General features: G+C 44.1%; 11 protein-coding genes. 9 read left to right on the forward strand and 2 right to left on the reverse strand.

Features of this window, described 5'->3' with window-relative positions; genetic code table 11:
• The first annotated feature begins 161 nt into the window (after window positions 1-161).
• From NNC77_RS06850 to NNC77_RS06890, 9 genes are all read left to right on the forward strand, one after another.
• Window positions 162-1565 carry a cellulase family glycosylhydrolase gene (locus tag NNC77_RS06850; protein ID WP_254970294.1) on the forward strand — a complete coding sequence of 468 codons (1404 nt, stop codon included), beginning with the start codon at window positions 162-164 and terminating at the stop codon, window positions 1563-1565.
• A gap of 139 nt (window positions 1566-1704) precedes the next feature.
• Window positions 1705-4839, forward strand: coding sequence for a SusC/RagA family TonB-linked outer membrane protein (locus NNC77_RS06855; RefSeq protein WP_437183278.1), 3135 nt, complete (start codon window positions 1705-1707; stop codon window positions 4837-4839).
• 13 nt (window positions 4840-4852) lie between these two features.
• The gene (locus NNC77_RS06860; protein WP_254970296.1) at window positions 4853-6820 is read left to right on the forward strand and encodes a RagB/SusD family nutrient uptake outer membrane protein; all 1968 of its coding nucleotides are present in this window, start codon (window positions 4853-4855) and stop codon (window positions 6818-6820) included.
• Window positions 6821-6875: 55 nt separating this feature from the next.
• A complete protein-coding gene (locus tag NNC77_RS06865) occupies window positions 6876-9713 on the forward strand; it encodes a SusC/RagA family TonB-linked outer membrane protein (RefSeq protein WP_254970297.1) in 2838 nt (945 codons plus the stop codon).
• A 22-nt stretch (window positions 9714-9735) separates the two neighbouring features.
• Complete coding sequence (locus NNC77_RS06870; protein ID WP_254970298.1) at window positions 9736-11547, forward strand: RagB/SusD family nutrient uptake outer membrane protein; 1812 nt, start codon at window positions 9736-9738, stop codon at window positions 11545-11547.
• Between the two features lie 35 nt (window positions 11548-11582).
• On the forward strand, window positions 11583-12566 hold the full coding sequence (locus NNC77_RS06875) for a DUF5627 domain-containing protein (RefSeq protein ID WP_254970299.1): 984 nt from the start codon (window positions 11583-11585) through the stop codon (window positions 12564-12566).
• A 14-nt stretch (window positions 12567-12580) separates the two neighbouring features.
• The gene (locus tag NNC77_RS06880) at window positions 12581-14758 is read left to right on the forward strand and encodes an endo-1,4-beta-xylanase (protein ID WP_254970300.1); all 2178 of its coding nucleotides are present in this window, start codon (window positions 12581-12583) and stop codon (window positions 14756-14758) included.
• A gap of 316 nt (window positions 14759-15074) precedes the next feature.
• The gene (locus tag NNC77_RS06885) at window positions 15075-15377 is read left to right on the forward strand and encodes a helix-turn-helix domain-containing protein (RefSeq protein ID WP_117695549.1); all 303 of its coding nucleotides are present in this window, start codon (window positions 15075-15077) and stop codon (window positions 15375-15377) included.
• Between the two features lie 16 nt (window positions 15378-15393).
• Entirely contained in the window at window positions 15394-16884 is a 1491-nt protein-coding gene (locus NNC77_RS06890; protein WP_254970301.1) for a type II toxin-antitoxin system HipA family toxin, read from the forward strand.
• An 88-nt stretch (window positions 16885-16972) separates the two neighbouring features.
• On the opposite strand, the gene NNC77_RS06895 is transcribed toward NNC77_RS06890, so the two are convergent.
• Both NNC77_RS06895 and NNC77_RS06900 read right to left on the reverse strand, forming a co-directional pair.
• Complete coding sequence (locus NNC77_RS06895) at window positions 16973-18415, reverse strand: AAA family ATPase (RefSeq protein ID WP_254970302.1); 1443 nt, start codon at window positions 18413-18415, stop codon at window positions 16973-16975.
• Window positions 18416-18744: 329 nt separating this feature from the next.
• Window positions 18745-19830, reverse strand: coding sequence for an ATP-binding protein (locus tag NNC77_RS06900; protein WP_254970303.1), 1086 nt, complete (start codon window positions 19828-19830; stop codon window positions 18745-18747).
• Window positions 19831-20067 lie beyond the last annotated feature (237 nt).

Here is a 20067-nt window from a genome sequence, read left to right on the forward strand (position 1 = left end):
AGAATCATGATTAATTGGTTTTCGGGGAATGGTGCGTAGTGATTACGCGCCATTCTATTTTAAAAGACCAGCATCCTTTTCTGTAAACTGGAACCTGGCAATCCTTCATAATATAATAAGGTGACTGACAATAAATGATAAATCTAAAAATAATTGTAACAATGAACAGAAAGAAATTGTTAATATCACTCGCTATGGCTATGCTGTCAATGGCGGGACTGGCTGCCGATAATTTGCCGGCACTCCGTGTGGAGGGTAAGAACCTGGTGGATGCCAATGGTAAAACTGTGGTTCTTCATGGTGTGATGGATACACCGAACCGTTACTTCAATGGGTGGAGATGGCAAAAGTGGAAGGCTGACTATTCTGAAGCCGACATCAAACCTTGCTTGGAATATTTCTCTAAGCAGTTTAAGGCCATTACAGACAGAGAGCAGGGAGCTTATTGTACGGTGTTCCGATTGCACATGGATCCATGTTGGACCAACGATCCATCGAAGAAAGCAGAAAACGAGGCAGATGTTTCGGCATTCAACATGGCGCGCTATTGTCTCTATCTCCAGAAACTCTACATTCCTCTCATCAAGGATGCTATAGCACATGGACTCTACGTCATCGTACGTCCACCGGGTGTCTGTCCTGGTGATATCAGTGTTGGCGACAAATATAACCGCTACCTGAAGTCGATATGGAAGACCTTTGCTGCCGATGAATACATCAAGCAGAATTCGGGCATCATCTCCATCGAACTAGCCAACGAGCCGGTGAGGGTTCATCTGAGTGATGGTTCTAATTCGGATAAAGCACTGCATGATTTCTTCCAGCCGGTAGTGGATGTGATTCGCGTCCAGGGCTTCAAGGGAATTATCTGGGTTCCGGGTGCAGGTTATCAGAGCCAGTATCAGGATTACGCCAAGTATCCTATCACCGATAGCGAGGACAACTTCTCTTATGCAGTACATGTTTATTCCGGATGGTATGGAAATATGACCGATAAGAATTGCAATCACGATACTTTCATCCGCAACTTCAAAAGTCAGGTGCCGATGGTAGAGACGAAGCCTATCATGGTAACGGAGATAGACTGGAGTCCGGAAGATCCGGACAAGGCGAACGAAGGTCACTATAATGAGTGGGGACAGTGGACGCAGCCTAACCTGGGAAGCTGGGCAACTGCATCAACCTCGAAATGGGGATTGGCATGGAAGGCAGTTCACGACCACTTTGGCAATATCGGAATGACGATTACCCATCCACAGGAATATTACGATATTGATGAGTACTTGAAGAGCGGAATTGTGCAGCCGGGTTTCCAGAATGCCAAGAAACACGGATTGTTCGAAGAATGTTGCGGCTATGCCTGTATGAAATGGTATAAAGAATGGTATTTGAAACAAAATACAACAGGAATTAAACAAACAGAAACTCAAGCAGACGTGGTTTCCACCTTATATTATAATATAGAAGGAAAAGAAGTTGAAAAGCCAACTGCTGGTGTTTATATAATAAAACAACTGTTAAGTAATGGGAAAATACGTTCTCGCAAGGTTTTTCTAAAATGGTAAACTTTCTGTTACACCACGCAAAGTATGTTTCGAAAGAAATCCATACCTTTGCCGCCGTGAATAAACAGTTTTTGTGCACGCCTAAATTTTTAAAGCATAAATCAAAAATGAATAGAACATGATTGAACAAGTGTTAACAATGAAACGGACAGCAGCCTTATGCTTGGTGGGAGCTTTCTGCAGCTTGAATGCTCAGGCACAGAAGATCCAGGTCAAGGGTAATCTTGTTGACGGTACAGGTGAGCCTCTGATAGGTGCCACTGTAAAAGTGAAAGGTAATGCCAGCGTCGGTGCGGTCACCGACTTAGATGGTAATTTCAGTATCAGTGTTCCTTCAGAGAATTCTATCCTCGTATTTACATACGTAGGTATGAAGACCAAGGAAGTAAAGATTGGTACGAAGAGAGAGTTGAAACTTACTCTTGAAGACGACAACGCCATCGGCGAAGTTGTAGTCGTTGGTTATGGTCAGCAGAAGAAGGCATCTGTAGTGGGTGCCATCACCCAGACCACAGGAAAAACGCTGGAGCGTGCTGCGGGTATCAGTGATATCGGAGCAGCTCTGACTGGTAACCTTCCGGGTGTTGTTACCACTGCATCCAGTGGTATGCCAGGTGAAGAGGAACCTCAGATTCAGATTCGTGGTGCTTCTTCCTGGAACAACTCTTCTCCTCTCGTGTTGGTGGATGGTATTGAGCGACCAATGTCAAGCGTTGATATGCAGTCTGTGGCTACCATCTCTGTATTGAAGGATGCTTCTGCCACCGCCGTTTATGGTGTGAAGGGTGCGAATGGTGTCATCCTGATTACCACCAAGCGTGGTTCTGAAGGCAAGGCTCAGATTAGCGTTACTGCCAATGCTGTAATGAAGATTCCTTCAAAGTTGCCTGATAAATATGATTCTTACGATGCGCTTATTGCCCGCAACAAGGCTATCGAACATGAGTTGAACATCTCTCCAGGCAGTTTCGACAAGATGGAACCGATGAGTTTCATCGAGAACTATCGCAACCAGACTACACTGGAGCAGCGTGAGCGTTATCCGAACGTAGATTGGCAGGATGTACTCTTCAAGGATTACACCATGTCATACAATGCCAATGTGAATGTATCGGGTGGTACCAAGTTTGTGAAGTACTTTGCAGGTGTGGATTTCGTGAGCGAGGGTGACCTTTATAAGGATTTCGGCAATGGTCGTAACTATAGTTCAGGTTATGACTACAATCGTGTGAATGTTCGTTCTAATCTCGACTTCAACATCACAAAGACTACCGTGTTCAAGATGAACCTTGCCGGTTCCAACGGTCAGCGCAAGGCTCCTTGGGTAAATAGTTCTGATGGTTATAGTGATTGGCAGGTCAGCCAGCAATGGGCTGGTGCATATAATATTTCTCCAGATGCTTTCTTGCCTAAGTATAGCGATGGCTCTTGGGGATTTTTGCCAGGATCTACTAATGTAACCAACTCTGCCCAGCAGGTTTCTTTGGGTGGTACCATGACTTCTACCACTACTCGCATCACTACTGATTTCGTGTTGGAACAGAAACTTGATTTCATTACCAAGGGACTTTCTGCACGAGGTATGATTTCATGGGACAATACTTTTGTAGAGAAGAATCGTGGTATTAATGATATGGACCATGATCCTCAGCTGAAGTGGATAGATCCTCATACAGGAGCCGTTTCTTACAAGAAACCATTCGAGCCATACGATAAGTTCGATTATGCTATGGGAAACCAGTGGACCGTGAATGGTGGTGAGGTTAACAATAGGCTTACACAGCGCAACCTGAACTATCAGGCTCAGCTCAACTGGGCTCGCAGTTTTGGCAAGCACAGCGTAAGTGCCATGGGACTTTTCGGTCGCCAGGAATATGCAACAGGTTACATGATTCCTTCTTATCGTGAAGACTGGGTGTTCCGTACCACATACGATTGGAACTCTCGTTACTTCTTCGAGTACAATGGTGCTTATAATGGTTCAGAGAAGTTCTCTCCAGACAATCGTTTCGCATTCTTCAGCTCTGGTGCCCTTGGTTGGATGATCTCCGAAGAGCCATTCATGAAGTATCTTCGTGAGCACAAGATTGTGGATATGATGAAACTCCGTGCATCTTATGGTGAAATCGGTGATGATAACGTAGGAGACCGCTTCCTCTATATGACTCAGTGGGCATATGGCGGCAAGACTCAGTTGGGTACGACTTCCAGTGATAAGGAGTCTATTTATACATGGTATCGTGAGTCAGCAGTAGGTAACCCTAACGTACATTGGGAGAAAGTGAAGAAGCTAAACTTCGGTCTTGACTATGGATTTTTGGGTGGTTTGATTACTGGTGCTGTGGATTTCTTCCATGATACTCGTTCAGACATTCTGGTTAGTGGTTCAGATCGTTCCATTCCTTCTTACTTCGGTCAGACTGCTCCTACAGCCAACTTAGGTAAAGTAACTACCAGCGGTTATGAGTTGGAAGTGAAGTTCAACAAGGTTTTTGCCAACAAGATGCGTCTCTGGGCAAACTTCAGTATGACCCACGCCGTGAACGAGGTGAAGATCAAGGATGATGCAGCGTTGCTCCCATCTTATCGCAAGGCAGCAGGTCATGCCATTAACCAGACCTACACCTATTTAGATAAGGGCATTCTTCAGAACTATGATGATGTCTATGGTTCTCCGAAGATGGATTCCAACGATGGCCAGCGTCTTCCTGGTGACTACTACATCGTCGATTTCAATGGCGACGGTAAGGTGGATAATGTGAACGATAGAGTTCCTTACGGTTATACCGGTACTCCACAGAACTCCTACAATGCAACAATCGGTTATGAGTACAAGGGCTTCAGCTGTTTCGCTCAGTTCTATGGTGTAACCAACGTAACCCGTGACGTAACCATGATCAGTTTGGTAGATCCAATGCTTGCCAATGTTTATGACCAGGGAACCTGGTGGAGCGACAATCACAACAACTGCGATGTCATCACTCCACGTTTCAACTCTAAGCCAATGTCGAATGCGGCTTACTATGGCACTCAATATCTTTGCGATGGTTCTTACATTCGCTTGAAGAACGTAGAGATTGCCTATACCTGGAACGGCGGTTGGATCAAGAAACTCGGTTTGAACAACCTCAAGGTTTACGTAAGTGGTAACAACCTCTGGCTCTGGACCCGAATGCCAGACGACCGAGAGTCAAACTTCTCTAGTAACGGTGGAGCCGTAGGTGCTTACCCTACAATGAAGCGTGTGAACTTCGGTGTCAAGTTTAATCTTTAAACATGCATAACAAATGAAAAATAATTTAGTAAAAATATTTTGTGCGCTGAGCCTCACTTGCGGATTTGCTTCTTGTACAGATTACTTAGATAAGAGCCCTGATACAGATGTGAGTGCAGAACAAGCGTTCAAGAACTTCACCAATTTCCAGGGATATGTGGAGCAAATTTACAACTGTATTCCAAGTAAGGAGTCGAATATGTATTGTACATCATTCAACTGGGGTGAAGATGAAATCATGAATACTGGCTTGGGAGATGATCATGTGACTGCTCATTTTGATTTAGGCGACTACCGTAACTGGTATGGCAATAATCAAAGTTTCTTGCACAGACCTTCTTCTGGAAATCCTGGTGAGTACCTTGATCCGACTTCAACCAATAAATTTGCTCATTCTTTGGAGCATGCCTGGTATTGCATCCGCAAGTGTAACTTGGGTCTTGCTAACCTTGACTTGATGACCGACTGTACCCAGGAAGAGAAGAACTTCATCAAGGGACAGTTGTTGTTCTTCCGTGCATGGTGGCACGAGGAGTTGATAGCTTTCTTTGGCGGTATGCCATACGTAGACACCGTATTGGATGGTGCATCAGTTTTGACTTTGCCTCGTCTTTCTTATCAGGAGTGCGCATTGAAATGTGCCGAAGATTTTAAGGCTGCTGCAGAGTTACTTCCTAATGATTGGGACAAGACAACTATAGGTAAGAAAACTTTGGGCAAGAATGAACTTCGTATTACAAAAGTTTGCGCTTTGGGCTACTTAGGTAAAGTGTTGCTTTGGGCTTCTTCTCCATTGAATAATATCGGTGCAGAGAAGGGAGCTTCCAAGAATGGCGATACCTATAAGTATAATACAGAGCTTGCCACAAAGGCTGCTGATGCTTTGGCAGAGGCTATTGCTCAGGTAAATTCAGGCAAAACCCCATATGCATTGTGTACCTATGACTACTCTGATATTTATAATCATGTAGCAAAGTCTGGTTCTACAAACAACTTTTCTGATATCTTCCGTACTACAGGTAAGAATTGGAAACAACCAGGTTCTACAGAGGCAATCATGCGCGGTCCATATATTGGCGAGAATTCATCAAACTGGAACTTCACCAAACTTTGGGGACCTAAGATGGAAGATATCGTACAACACGATGCTGTGATTCACCAGCCGACAGCCAACTATGTAAACTATTATGGTATGGCTAATGGTCTGCCTTTGGATGATCCTGATTCCGGATTCGATCCAAAGCATCCATTCAAGAATCGTGATCCGCGTTTCTATCATGACATCGTCTTCGATGGTTTTAAGTATATCAATACAACCATTGATGCAGTAAAGGAACCAAAGGTTGCAGCATTGCAGTATATACCAATGTATTCTGGTAGTATATTGCGAAGTTCTTCAAGTCAGGGATGCCGCACTGGTTACTATACTCAGAAGCTGGTTCCTCACCAGGCAAATAAGTATGATGGCATGTACGAATGGGGTGGTGCCTTGCAGTGCGACCTTCCTTACATGCGTCTTGCCGACCTCTATCTGATGTATGCTGAGGCTGGTGCTGCCGTTCAGGGAGCCAACTACAAGAGCTCAAAGCTCAACCTCACCGCTGCTGAAGCAATCAATGTGCTTCGCGAGAGAGTAAAAGCTGGTCATGTGGCAGATAAGTTTATGAACGACCAGAAGAAGTTTATGGACGAGGTTCGCCGCGAGCGTGCCGTAGAGCTTGCCTTTGAGGGCTTCCGCTGGAACGACCTGCAGCGCTGGTTGCTTCTCACAGAATATCCTTATAACATCAAGACTTCACAGGAATTCAAGCGTGTCGGTAATTTCGATTATACCAAAAACGATCCACGTGATGCCGAGGTGACAGGATGGAGCGAGAAACGCATCGTGACCCGCGACTTCTCTGAGAAACACTATCTCTTGCCACTCAAGGAAAGTGATGTTTATCTGTATCCTGAGTTTGGTCAGAATCCTGGATGGTAATCACCCGGAGATGTGATATATAAAAAGCATAAACTTAGAAATAATCATATTATATATGAAAAATAATAAGAAAACAATATACTCTGCTCTGACAGTGGTTACGGCACTTCTGGCACAGTTGCCTGCTTCGGCTCAGGAATCTGCTGATAGCGCAATGGTTAACGTGGCGTTCAAGAAGGCGTACCAGAGCGATGTGCTCGGTGGTGTGAGCACCGTCAACGTCAGAGAATTGACAGAGAAAAACTATAATACCTACAGCCTTGACAATATGCAGGGTTATGTATCCGGTTATAATGGCAGTGGTATGTGGGGTTATTCCAATGCACTCGTCCTCATCGACGGTGTGCCACGTGAAGCCAGTAATGTTCGCCCCGACGAGATTGAGGATATCTCTTTCCTGAAGGGTGCCCAGGCCACAGTACTCTATGGCAGCAAGGCTGCCAATGGCGTGGTTCTCATTACCACCAAGCGTGGCAAGGTTAGCGATGGCTTGTCTGTTAAGGTGAATGCCAATACGGGCTGGAACGTAGCCAAGGCTTTTCCAGAGTATCTCGGTTCGGCTGAGTACATGAGCCTTTACAATGAGGCTTTCCTGAATGATGGTGGTGATGTAAACAACCTGCCATATTCTGCAGAGACCATCTACAACTATGCATCCGGAAAGAATCCATATCGCTATCCTAGCGTAGACTTCTATTCTTCTGATTACATCAAGAAGGCGTTCAACCGCTCGGAGGTTTCTGCCGAAATAGAAGGCGGCAACCAGAAGGCGCGCTTCTATGCCAACGTGAGTTACTATCGCAACGGTGACAACTTGAACTTCGGCGAGGCTAAGAAGAACTATACCGACCGATTCAATGTAAGAGGTAATGTGGATTTCGCCTTGAGCAGCACCATCAATGCCTACGTAAATGCGAATGCCACCTTCTACGGGGCTAAGTCGGCTAACACTAACAATAGCAGCTACTGGGAGCAGGCTCGCACCTTCCGCCCTAACCGTGTGGCTCCGCTGATTCCTGTGGAAATGATTGACCCTAATGCCAAGTCGGCGCTGACTATGATTGGGGCTACCAGCAATATCATTGATGGCAAGTACTTCCTGGGTGGTTCTTCTGCCGACCTCACCAACGTGTTCGGCGATATTTATGCTTCGGGTACCAATGTCTATCACAGCCGTCAGTTCCAGTTTGATGCAGGTTTGAACTTCGACCTCTCTTCTGTACTCAAGGGCTTGAGTTTCCACACGATGGTAGCCATCGACTATGCTACGGCATACTCAACATCGTTCAACAATTCCTACGCCACCTTCCAGCCTACATGGGCTAACTACAACGGCAAGGATGTTATCGTAGGTTTGAACAACAATGGTACGGTGGACAAGAAATCGGGTGCTCAGAATATCTCTGGTTCTACCGATAACCAGACCATCGCATTCAATGCGCACTTCGATTACAACCGCACCTTCAACGGTGTGCACAACGTAAGTGCCATGTTGGTGGCCAACGGTTATCAGCAGAGTAAGTCAGCAGAGTATCATAAGGTGAGCAACGCCAACATGGGCTTGCAGCTCTCTTATAACTATGATCATAAGTATTATGCCGATTTTGCTCTGGCTACACCTTGGTCTGCCAAGTTGCCATCAGCCAAGCGATTGGGTGTCTCTCCATCCGTTACATTGGGATGGCGCTTGTCTAAAGAGAAGTTCTTGGAGAATTCCATCTTCGATGACTTAACTTTGAGTGCAAGCTATACCGATATGAAGACCGATCTGGGCATTGATAACTATTATATGTATCTCGGAACCTATCAGAGCGGTGGCTGGTGGGATTGGAATGGTGGCGCCGGTCACTCAGCTATGCAGGCTAAGCGTGGTAGCAATGACGAACTCAGCTACCTGCACCGCAAGGAAATTTCTGCCACGGTTCATGCAGAGGTGCTCAACAAGGCTTTGAGTTTCGATGCATCTTACTTCCTCTCTAAGTGGACCAATGGAATTCTGGAGGCTCGCAATCAGGTGCCTAGCTATCTGTTCAGCTACTATCCTGAGTCTTCTTTTGTTCCTTACATTAATTTTAATGAGGACAAGCGCAGCGGTTTCGACTTTGCTGTGAACTACAAGAAGCAGTTTGGTGATTTCGGTTTCGGCGTAGGAGCCAACGTAACTTACTACACCACCGAGGCAACCAAGCGAGATGATTCGCAGTATGCTGATACCTATCAGTATCGCCAGGGTCAGCCACTCGATGCCATCTGGGGTTATGAGTGCCTGGGCTTCTTCCAGGATGAGAATGATATTAAGAACTCTCCAACTCAGATTATCGGCGGAACCATCCGTCCGGGTGACCTGAAGTACAAGGACCAGAACGGCGACAACGTTATCGATAGCAAGGACCAGGTTTACCTGGGCAAGGGTGGCTGGTATGGAACTCCTACCACTATCGGTATGAACCTCACTCTGAAATATAAGGGCTTCACCCTCTTCATGCTCGGCACAGGAAACTTCGGTGCTCATGCCGTGAAGAATTCCACCTACTTCTGGGTGGGCGGTAGCGCCAAATATACAGCAGAGATGCGCGGCAGATGGACCAAGGAGACTGCAGCCACAGCCACCTTCCCACGTCTGACCACAGAGGCAGGTACGAACAACTATCAGACATCAGACTTCTGGATGTACTCTACCGACCGCATCGACCTTCAGAAGGTGCAGTTGAGCTACGACTTCCCTAAGGCGATGTTCATGAAGAGTTTCGTACGCGGACTTCAGCTCTTTGTCAATGGCAACAGTCTGCTCACCATAGCCAAGGAGCGCAAGCTCATGGATATGAATGTTAACAATTCAGGCTCGGCACCATTGAACCGCTTCTATAGCATCGGTGCTAAGGTTTCATTCTAGAATTAATTAAAGAATTAAAATTATGAAATTATCAAGATTATTATTGATAAGTGCAGTCTTAGTATCGCTCACTTCTTGTGACGACCTGTTTGAGCCTGCCTTGGAAAATAACCAAGATATCAGCGAGATGTATAAGGATCCTACGTTTGCCCGTGGTATTCTTGACAATGCTTACCTGGCTCTGCCATATAGCACCTCTCCATATACTGATGTGGCTACAGATGATGCTGTCACCAACGAAAACTCAGGCGACTATTTCAACCATAAGAAGATGGCTACAGGTTCTTGGGCTGCCAATATGAACCCTGTTTCACAGTGGGATGGACGTTATCATGCCATCCAGTACTGCAACTTGATGTTGGAAAACTGTGATAAGGTTGAGTGGTCTTACTCAAGTGAGATTCTCAATCAGATGTATTGCGACAACTACAAGGGTAATGCCTATGCTTTGCGTGGCTTACACATGATGTACTTGCTCCGTGCTCATGCCGGAATGGTAGATGGTCAGTTGATGGGTGTGCCTATCCATCTTTCTTCAGAAGATTCAAAGTCTGATTTCAATCTTCCACGTAACTCCTTCAAGGAGTGCTACGATCAGATTATGTCTGATTTTGATGAGGCTCTGAAGTATTTGCCTGAGCAGTATGCCGATGTGGATGAGGATAAGGTTCCTGCCAAGTATGCCCAGAAGGGTGCTACCAATGCAGAGTACAATCGTGCCTTCGGTACCAACCATCGTGGCAAGATTGACGGTCGCATCATCTCGGCTTTCAAGGCTCAGCTCGCCATCCTCGCCGCTTCTCCTGCTTATAAATCTGCCGAAGTAGCCTCTTATGAGGATGCTGCCAAATATGCTGCCAACTGCCTGAGCGAGTTTGGTGGTTTGGATGCAGTGGATCCTGACGGATGGAAGTGGTTCTGCAATAAGTCGCTCATAGACGGTTTGGGTGCTACATCCGAGAATCCTAAGGAGATTATCTGGCGTGGAAACGTTGATGAAAGCAACACTCTGGAGACAGATAACTATCCTCCTTCGCTCTATGGTAGCGGTAAGCTCAATCCAACCCAGAACCTGGTGGATGCGTTCCCTATGGCAAACGGTTATCCTATTACTGATGCTAATGCAGAATACGATGCCAAGAATCCTTATCAGAACCGTGACCCACGTCTCGCTGCCTACATTCTTGTAAATGGCGATAAAATCGGTTCTACTGATGGAGTGGTAAATACAGCTGCCGATTCCAAAACTCTGGATGGCTTGAACAAGGAGAACGGAAAATCAACCAAGACTGGTTATTATCTCCGCAAGTTGCTCCGTCCTGATGTGAACCTCAACCCAAGCTCTGCAACCAAGCAGAAGCATCTGTCAGCTCGTATCCGTACTACGGAAATCTTGCTTGACTATGCTGAGGCTGCCAATGAGGCTCAGGGTCCTAAGGCTAATGTAGGTGGAGCCAACTATTCTGCTTACGATGTCATCAAGGCAATCCGTGAGCGTGCAGGCATTGGTGAGTTTGGTGAAGACCCATACTTGGAAGAGTGCGCACAGAACAAGGACAAGATGCGTGAGTTGATTCGCAATGAGCGTCGCTTGGAACTCTGCTTCGAGAATCATCGTTTCTGGGACTTGCGTCGCTGGAAGGTTGAGCTCCCTAAACTCAATGAGGCTGCCAAGGGTATCAACATCACGACAGATGCCACAACAGGCAAATACATCTACAAGACTTTCGACGCTGAGGAACGCAACTATTCAGACTATATGTACTATGGTCCTATCCCATACTCTGAGATTCTGAAATACAGCAACCTCAAGCAGAACGATGGTTGGAAATAATAAACGGCTAATATTATAAATAAAGACTAATGATTATGAAACGATATATCAAAATGGTGGCAGCCCTTCTGACACTGATGGCTTCTTTCACAGCATGTGAGAATGGAGACCAGGCTTTCGATGATTACGAGGGTGGAACCACTGCCATGTTCGTTTATCAGAGTCCGGTTCGTACCATCGTCTTGGGCGATGATGAATACGATACCTCTCTCGATAAGGAGCATAAATGCAAAATCAAGGCAACTTTTGCCGGCTCTTACAATGGAAGAAAAGGTTATGTGAACGTAGCTGTGGATAACAGTCTGTGCGATCATCTTACTTTTGCCGATGGTACTCCTGTAAAGGCAATGCCTGCAGAATATTACTCTCTTTCTACCAACAAACTCGATTTCAAGGGTGGAATGACGGGTGAGACAGTAGTGCAGCTGACTGATGCTTTCTTCAACGACCCTGATGCCGTGAAGAATACCTACGTGATTCCTCTGGTGATGACCGATCAGCAGGGCTTCGACAGAATCTCTGCCGGTACTCTGAAAGAAGGTGCTACAGGCTCTCGTACCAATACATCCATCTGGGAAACAGCTCCTAAGGATTACGTGATGTACTGCGTGAAGTATCAGAACAAGTATAGTGGCTGGTGGTTGACAAATCACAATACAAGCACCGACAACATCGAGAAGGCTTCACAGGTTCAGATTACTACCCGCACCCTGAACAGCTCTGTTTATTCAGTAGAGTTCCAGGAGGGCAGTACCATCTACAAGGCAGACCTCCTGCTCACCTTCGATGCCAACGAAAAGTGTACCATCACTTCGCTCACCGAAGGTGTTAAGGCTACAGGCTCAGGCTCTTGGGCTGACGATGGTATCCATTCGTGGAATAATAAGGATCGTGACCTGATGGAACTCAACGCCGAAATCACCTTCGCTGATGGTGTAAAGAAGAGTTTGAACGAGAAACTCGTCTGGTGGCGTAGTGGAGTAACTTTAGAGGAGTTCTCTTATACCTATAATAATTAATGATCGCATAAGTTATGAATAAACAAATATTAGTATCTGCACTCGGGGCCATGCTTTTGGCCTCTTGTGCAGACCACTTCGACCAGAATTTCGAGACCGTACGTCCTGATAAGGAAGCGCAGTATGGTTATCTGGAGCAATATGATGCCTTGAAGGAATACATCAAGGACCGTCCAAACTTCCACCTCGGAATCGGAACTACTGTAGATGAATATAACAAGAAGGAACTGGTGTATGCTTTGACCAACAGCAATTTTAACGAGACTGTAGCCGGCAACGCCATGAAGATGTCTTCTTGTGTTGCTGATGATGGTAGCATGAATTTTGATAAAGTAAGTGAATATGTTAAGAATGCTACCGATGCAGGTCTTTCTGTATATGGTCATACATTGGCATGGCACTCACAGCAGCCTAACAAGTATCTGAAGCGACTGATTGCAGATAAGGAGTTACCTCCTTCTTCTAATGTCACACGTTGCTTGGTTATTAAGAATAATAAGGCTGGTGGTCATTGGGATGCTCAATTATATTTCCCTGCTCAGTTATCTCAAGGGAAAAAGTATGTCTTTACAATGAATGCAAAAGCTACTGCTCCTTTTGACTTAATTCTATGGGGAGCTCCAGGTGATGCAGGTTTAGGTTCGATTTCAGTAGGTACTCAATGGAATGAATATACCGTTGAATTTACTCCGACAGCAAATTATGAGAACTTTGTTTTTGCTGCAGGTAAACTGGGCGGCGAACTGGACATCAAGTCTTTGAGTCTTTGTGAAGAAGGTTCTACCAATAATTTGATCGTAAATGGTGACATAAAAGAGGACGAAGTTCCTTGTAATAAACCTTATTCCTGGCATACTGTAACTTCAGAAATTCAAGAAGTGGCCGAAAGTCAAGTGGTTGAAATCCCTGTAAGTGTTGGGCATCTTACCTTTGATGATGGTCAGAACCTTGGTGGATGGGGTATGGATAATAAGCCAAAGATTGTAAATGGTGTTTGTGAGGTTGGTAACAACGCAGCCAAGAAAAACCCCTGGGATGCACAAGTTAACTATGAACCAGGTTTCACTTTCGAGAATGGTACAACCTATCACTTGAAGATGAAAATCAAGGGTTCTGTAGCTGGTGAATTTGGTGCTGGATTCCAGAATCCTGACGGATACAAAGGCTGTGGTGACTTCCCTACCATCAAGGTTACAACTGATTGGAAGGAAGTTGATGTGACTACCAAATGTAATGGTGACAATGCCTTGCGCCTGCTGCTGAATATCGGTAAATATGCTGGTACCCTCTATATTGATGATTTTGAAGTTTACTACACGAAGTCTTCAAATACCATTCCTCTTACAGATGAGGAAAAGAAGAAAGCACTTACTCCTGCTTTGCAGAATTGGATTTACGGCATGATGGAAGCTACCGAGGGCAAGGTGAAGGCTTGGGATGTTGTAAACGAGGCCCTTTGTGGTGAAGATAAGGATGGCGATGGTTACTACGATCTCCAGTCTGCCACACGTGGTACAGTTTCTGCCGATGATGCCAAGAACAATTTCTACTGGCAGGATTACCTGGGTGACCTTGATTATGTTCGCACTGCTGTAGCTGCAGCTCGCAAGGGCTTTGCTGATGCTGGTGGAAATCCTGATGAGTTGAAGCTCTTTATCAATGATTATAACCTCGAAACTGCTTACGACCAGAACAAGAAACTCAAGAGCTTGATTCACTGGATTGAGGAGTGGGAGAAGGACGGCGTTACCAAGATTGATGGTATTGGCAGTCAGATGCACGTTTCATGCAGCATGGATCCTGCTGAGCAGAAAAGAAGAGAGGATGCTTACGTGAACATGCTCAACCTGATGGTTGGTTCACATAAGTTGGTTCGTATCTCTGAGTTGGATATGGGCTTGGAGGATAAGAACGGCAACCTTGTAAATACTACTGATATGACCGAGGAACAGCACAAGGCAATGCGTGCTTACTACGAGTTTATCGTCAAGAAGTATCTTGAGATTGTTCCTGAGAATCAGCAGTGGGGTATCTGCCAGTGGTGTGCTACTGACAGTCCTGCCAATAGTGGTTGGCGTGCTGGTTTGCCAGTAGGCCTCTGGGATTTGGATTATTATCGCAAGCACACCTATGGTGGCTTTGCAGCAGGTCTTGGTGCTCCTGAGTACTGGAATGAGAATGATGCTAAGTAATATTTGTGGTGTGAGCCTATCCTATGGCTCACGCCATCTAATATAAAGAAACATTAGTTTTGGGTTTTATCATATAAAGGATTAACCGAAATGATGTTAGTCGTGATAGGTCGGTTGTGTCGTGAAGACACGACCGACCTTTTTGCTTTGTAACATTTGTCTTGTAATATGTTAAATGTGAGTCAGTAAATGAAAAATAATTCTGATTTTTGAGGTTGTATCACTTCTTTTTTGTATCTTTGCGCTTAAATATCACTATAATGATATATAATGGCTATTTTATGGCTTAATGTTTACTTAAATGATAGTTAAGCATATGAAAGATTTGTATGAATATTCTACTCCGGAACTGGTGAGATTGCTGGGAAATCGCTTTAGGGAATACAGAATGCGATGCAATTTGACACAGAAGGAAGTGGCTGAACTGACAGGCATTGGTATGACTACTATCCACAAGTTTGAGAATGGATGTGCTAGAAACATTTCGCTTTCTACATTGATTCTCTTGCTCAAGGTGGTGGGACAGATCAATGCGCTTGATAACTTAATGCCCGAATTGCCACCATCCCCTTACTTGATGACCAAGGGAGATAAAAAGGTACAAAGAATTAGACACTGATAATAGCGAATGATTTATGGTTAAGACTTTAAAAGTAATCTTGTGGGATGAGGAAGTTGGTAGGTTGTCGTGGGACGACAAAAGGCAAATGTCCTACTTCACTTATAATCCAACTTTTGTGCATAGGGGTATTGATATATCTCCTCTATGGGCATCCATACGCAACAATAGAGGACTTATGCCTATTTGGGGAGAGGAACAGAGAATTTATCAAAAACTTCCTGCTTTCCTGGCTGACTCATTGCCTGATTCTTGGGGCAATCAGTTGTTTGATCTTTGGAGACAGCAGAATCATCTCTCCAATACGGAAATTTCTCCTCTTGATAAGTTGTCATTTATCGGTAGAAGAGGAATGGGTGCTTTGGAGTTTGTCCCAGAGTATGAGAGGAGTAAGAAATCAGAGAGGATTGATGTCAATTCCTTGGTTGCACTTGCTGAACGTATATTTACTGAACGAGAGGAGGCTCAGATTTTACCAGAGGAATCTCTTACCATGCAGTCGCTCTTGACTGTGGGAACTTCTGCAGGTGGCAGGCAGCCTAAGGCTATTATTGCTATCAATTCGGCTGATGGTGAGATAAGAAGTGGACAAATCTCGGATCTTGATGGATATGATTACTACTTGTTGAAGTTTGGAAATGCTGATTTCAACTCTGCCGAACTAGAAATGACATACTACGAGCTTGCCGTCAAGGCTGGCATCAATATGATGCATTCTGAACTCTTGATGGTTGATGGCAGCAAGCACTTCATGACGCAGAGATTTGATAGAAAAGATGGGAAGAAGCTTCATACTCAAACTTTGGCGGCTATGTATCCTGAGGCAAATAGTTATGAGCAACTTATTTCTGTTTGCAGGTCGCTCCATTTGCCAGAGGCTGATTGTGAAGAGGTTTATAGAAGAATGATATTCAACGTGCTGGCAAACAATACTGATGATCACAACAAAAACTTCTCCTTCATGATGGATAGGATGGGTAATTGGCGGTTATCACCTGCTTATGATCTTACCTATATCCTCAATATGGGTGGAGTGCAGCCCAATCAAGACCACTGTATGTTTATCAGGTCCAAACTGCGTAATATTTCAAAAGAGGATGTCTTGCAATTTGCATTCGATAATGGTATTCGAAAGCCAGAAAGCCTGATTAATGATGTAAAGAATGCTTTGTTGCAATTTAGAACTGTGGCTGTAAAATATGCAGTGGATGAAAAATGGATAGGAAGAGTGGAGTCTACCATCCTTTCTCATCTGAAAGAATGGGGTGAGTATGAAGATGATAAACCGACGTTATCTGTAGAGATTAATGGTCATCAAGTGACTGATGTACATATAGAGCAAGCCTACAAGGGCAACTTTCATTTATGTGCAAAGATAGATGGCAGGGAAAAGAAGTTTGTGATAAGCAAAAACAAGAATGAGTTTTCCCTTATAGAGAGTCTCGGAATCGCTAATCTTACAGAGAAACAACTGTTGACTATGGTTGAAAAATTCCTATGTAAGTAAAGAAATATAAAGGTCGGTTGTGTCGTGAAGACACGACCGACCTTTTTGCATTTTTTTAATGATGAAAATATTCTCTTTCTCCTATGTGTCATTCTTGAAAGAGATTGTCTAGTGTGACTTCGCTGTTTACTATACTTGAATGGATGCCATTGGCAACACCAAATGTTGTGACAAAGGTATTTACCAATGATTTTGTGCAATGGGTTCGGTCTCTGAATAATTCCATCCTATTGCGCAGCTTTATCTCATAATCTGCTGAAATTTTGTATTGGGCTTGACTAAATTTCATCTCGCAGAGGTTGATGACTCGGTCGGCACGCTCTATGATGAGATCTATTTGGGCTCCTCTCTGATTCTTGGTTTTGTCAGCCTTGTCAAACCAAATGTAAGCCTCGCTAGCCACGCCACCAATATTCAATGCATTGCGTATTTGGCTGATATGGAACAAACAGAGTAATTCGAAAGTTAAACCTTGCCATGCCTCAACACTGTGAGAGAGATAATGCTTGCTCCACCATTGCTCATCAAAGGAGTCGATATTGGGCTCTATATACTTTAAATAAAATAAGGTATAAAAGTCTGTCAACTTATATAGGCGGTTTTGCGTCTTCTTGCCATAATATCTGAACTTCATGATGAAGTCACATCTCTCCAGATTCTTTAATATCTGGCACAACTTCTTTCCGTCCAGTTTGGCTGCTTTAGCAATTTCTGCATTTGTCATGCCGCCTTTATGATTAGCCAAGAGCCTGACCACCTTGATGTAATTGTCTGCATGAGTAAATAAGGCTCCATATAATTCGTCAAATTCTTGTCTTAGTGTCCCTCCCTTATTAAAGCACAGGGCATCAATATTCTGTACAAGGCTAAGACTTGGATCTATTAAACTCAGATAAAAAGGAATGCCTCCAAAGAACATATAGCATTGGGCTATCTGGAAGCAATCCCAAGAGCATCCCCGCGATTTTAGGTATAGTTCTGTCTCATACAAAGTAAATGGGCGTAAATATATCTGGCAAGTGATGCGAGCATGCAGACCTCCTTGGTTTTCTATGAGCTTGTCTACCATCCATGATGTGGCAGAACCGCTAGCGATGAAAACTATATCGCGACGACGGGCTGCCCATCCATTCCAAAAGTTTTCAAATGCTGGGGTGAAGTCGGAACGCAAGGAATCTATCCAAGGCATTTCGTCTACAAAGATTATCTTTTTGCGGTCTTCTGGCAAGGATGACAGATATTCTTCCAAAACATCAAAGGCATCAAACCAATCTGATAATTTGCGAGCTGATGTCTCGCCCATGGCTTGTTTTAATGCTTTGGCAAAACTGCGCAATTGGGTGCGTTGGGGGAGATTGTGTCCTCCAACGAAAGTGAAGTCGTACTTCCGACCAAAGAATTCGTCTACTAGATAAGTCTTGCCGACACGTCTTCTACCATAAACGATAACAAGTTCAGAGCGATCTGAGTCTATACAACGTTGAAGCTCTGCCTTTTCTTTATCTCGTCCGATTATTAAATCTGCTTTCATACTTCTAATGTTTTGGTTCGACTGCAAAATTACGATATTTTTCCTTAAAATGGCACGAAAACGCACTTTTTCTCACTTTTTTTTCGAGAAAAAGTGCGTTTTCGTGCCAAAATCTTTAATTTGGCTTCCCAGAGAAGGACGTGATGTATTAGCGTACGTGTCAGCCATCCTACAAGCGGAATCTTTATTCACAAGGGTAGAAAAATTGTGATGAAGTAGTTAGGTTTTGTGATAAAATAAAAATAGTTTTGTTGTTTAGATGTCCTTTCACCTTTCATCTATCTTCTTGCATTTCAGATAGATGAAAGGTGAAAGGACTTTTTTGTTTCTTATAGGTGCTCTAGCCAATTCTCGGGAGTGATGATCGTTTTATCCTTCACATCGTATGTGTTTAGGAAGGAAGCAGGAAACTGAGTATTTGCTCTCTTTGGATTCCATTTCATTTCGAAGAGAGTAAACTGTCCGTCGCTTTCCTCGATGTAGTCTATCTCTTGCTGTTGGTTGGTTCGCCAGAAATAGCTGTTTACATATCTTCCTTCATACTGGTTAGCTTTTATTCTTTCGCTGATAACGAAGTTCTCCCACAAGGCACCAACATCTTGTCGAAGGGCCAAAGGCGCAAAGTTTTGCAATATGGCATTTCGGATACCATTGTCGTAAAAGTAAAACTTCTTGGCTCGTTTCAGTTCTGTGCGCAGGTTTCTGCTAAAACCATTTAGCTTGAAGATGATATAGCATTTTTCTAGCAAGTCTACATATTTTTCCACGGTTTTGCTGTCCGTACCTACTGTCTGTGCCAGCTCATTGTATGAAACTTCGCTAGTAACTTGCAGTGCTAAAGCAGTGAGTAGCTTGCTAAGCAATGCAGGTCGGCGTATACTCTCTAAGGTGAGCAAGTCCTTATAGAGATAACTATTGGACAGATTGTACAAGATGTCTTTTGCATCTTTTGTATGATTGATGACATCTGGGTATGAGCCATAGATGAGGCGATTCTCTAGTGTTTGCTTTACTGTAAGTAAGCCTTGAGATTCGAGTAATTCACCAGTGGACAATGGAAAGAGATGATACTCAAACTTTCTGCCGGTCAGTGGCTCATTGAGCTTGTTTTGTAATTCAAATGAGGAAGAGCCTGTTACCAGTAATTGTACTTCAGGGAAGTTGTCGGTAATCAATTTTAGGGTTAGCCCTATGTTTTCTACTCTTTGTGCCTCGTCTATCATGACAATCTTGTGTTTGCCAATGAGCAATTTTAGTTCTTGGCTATTCACCTGGGATAGCATTTCTTTTACTTCTGGCTCATCACAGTTTAATTGCAATATAGGTTCCGTACGTTTTTCAAGTATCATTTTGAAAAGCGTACTTTTTCCTACTTGTCTGGCACCTATTATAATAATAGCTTTACCACCAAACATTCTGGCCTCTATCGTTTCTTGTAGTTGTACTTCCCTGAAAAAGGTTGTCACTTAGGAACAAACAGAAGTGACAATGAAACGTAAGACAAGAATTGAACGTGTGTATAATGAGGACACTGGTTGGTTTGAGACCCGTGAGGTAGAGTTGAATAGCTACTCTTTTACAGATGATGATCGTATCATGATAGTTCGAGAGTATATGGAGAGTGGGCTCCCAGCAGAAGAAATCATCAAGAA

Origin of the sequence: Segatella copri (assembly GCF_024330485.1) — a bacterium.
GTDB classification, from domain to species: Bacteria; Bacteroidota; Bacteroidia; order Bacteroidales; family Bacteroidaceae; genus Prevotella; species Prevotella copri_L.

Bases quoted from the DNA above. Each gene is read 5' to 3' on its own strand.
- NNC77_RS06875 (WP_254970299.1), top strand. From the start codon at position 11,583: ATGAAACGATATATCAAAATGGTGGCAGCCCTTCTGACACTGATGGCT.
- NNC77_RS06885 (WP_117695549.1), top strand. From the start codon at position 15,075: ATGAAAGATTTGTATGAATATTCTACTCCGGAACTGGTGAGATTGCTG.
- NNC77_RS06865 (WP_254970297.1), top strand. From the start codon at position 6,876: ATGAAAAATAATAAGAAAACAATATACTCTGCTCTGACAGTGGTTACG.
- NNC77_RS06870 (WP_254970298.1), top strand. From the start codon at position 9,736: ATGAAATTATCAAGATTATTATTGATAAGTGCAGTCTTAGTATCGCTC.
- NNC77_RS06880 (WP_254970300.1), top strand. From the start codon at position 12,581: ATGAATAAACAAATATTAGTATCTGCACTCGGGGCCATGCTTTTGGCC.
- NNC77_RS06900 (WP_254970303.1), bottom strand. From the start codon at position 19,830: ATGTTTGGTGGTAAAGCTATTATTATAATAGGTGCCAGACAAGTAGGA.
- NNC77_RS06855 (WP_437183278.1), top strand. From the start codon at position 1,705: ATGAAACGGACAGCAGCCTTATGCTTGGTGGGAGCTTTCTGCAGCTTG.
- NNC77_RS06890 (WP_254970301.1), top strand. From the start codon at position 15,394: ATGGTTAAGACTTTAAAAGTAATCTTGTGGGATGAGGAAGTTGGTAGG.
- NNC77_RS06895 (WP_254970302.1), bottom strand. From the start codon at position 18,415: ATGAAAGCAGATTTAATAATCGGACGAGATAAAGAAAAGGCAGAGCTT.
- NNC77_RS06850 (WP_254970294.1), top strand. From the start codon at position 162: ATGAACAGAAAGAAATTGTTAATATCACTCGCTATGGCTATGCTGTCA.
- NNC77_RS06860 (WP_254970296.1), top strand. From the start codon at position 4,853: ATGAAAAATAATTTAGTAAAAATATTTTGTGCGCTGAGCCTCACTTGC.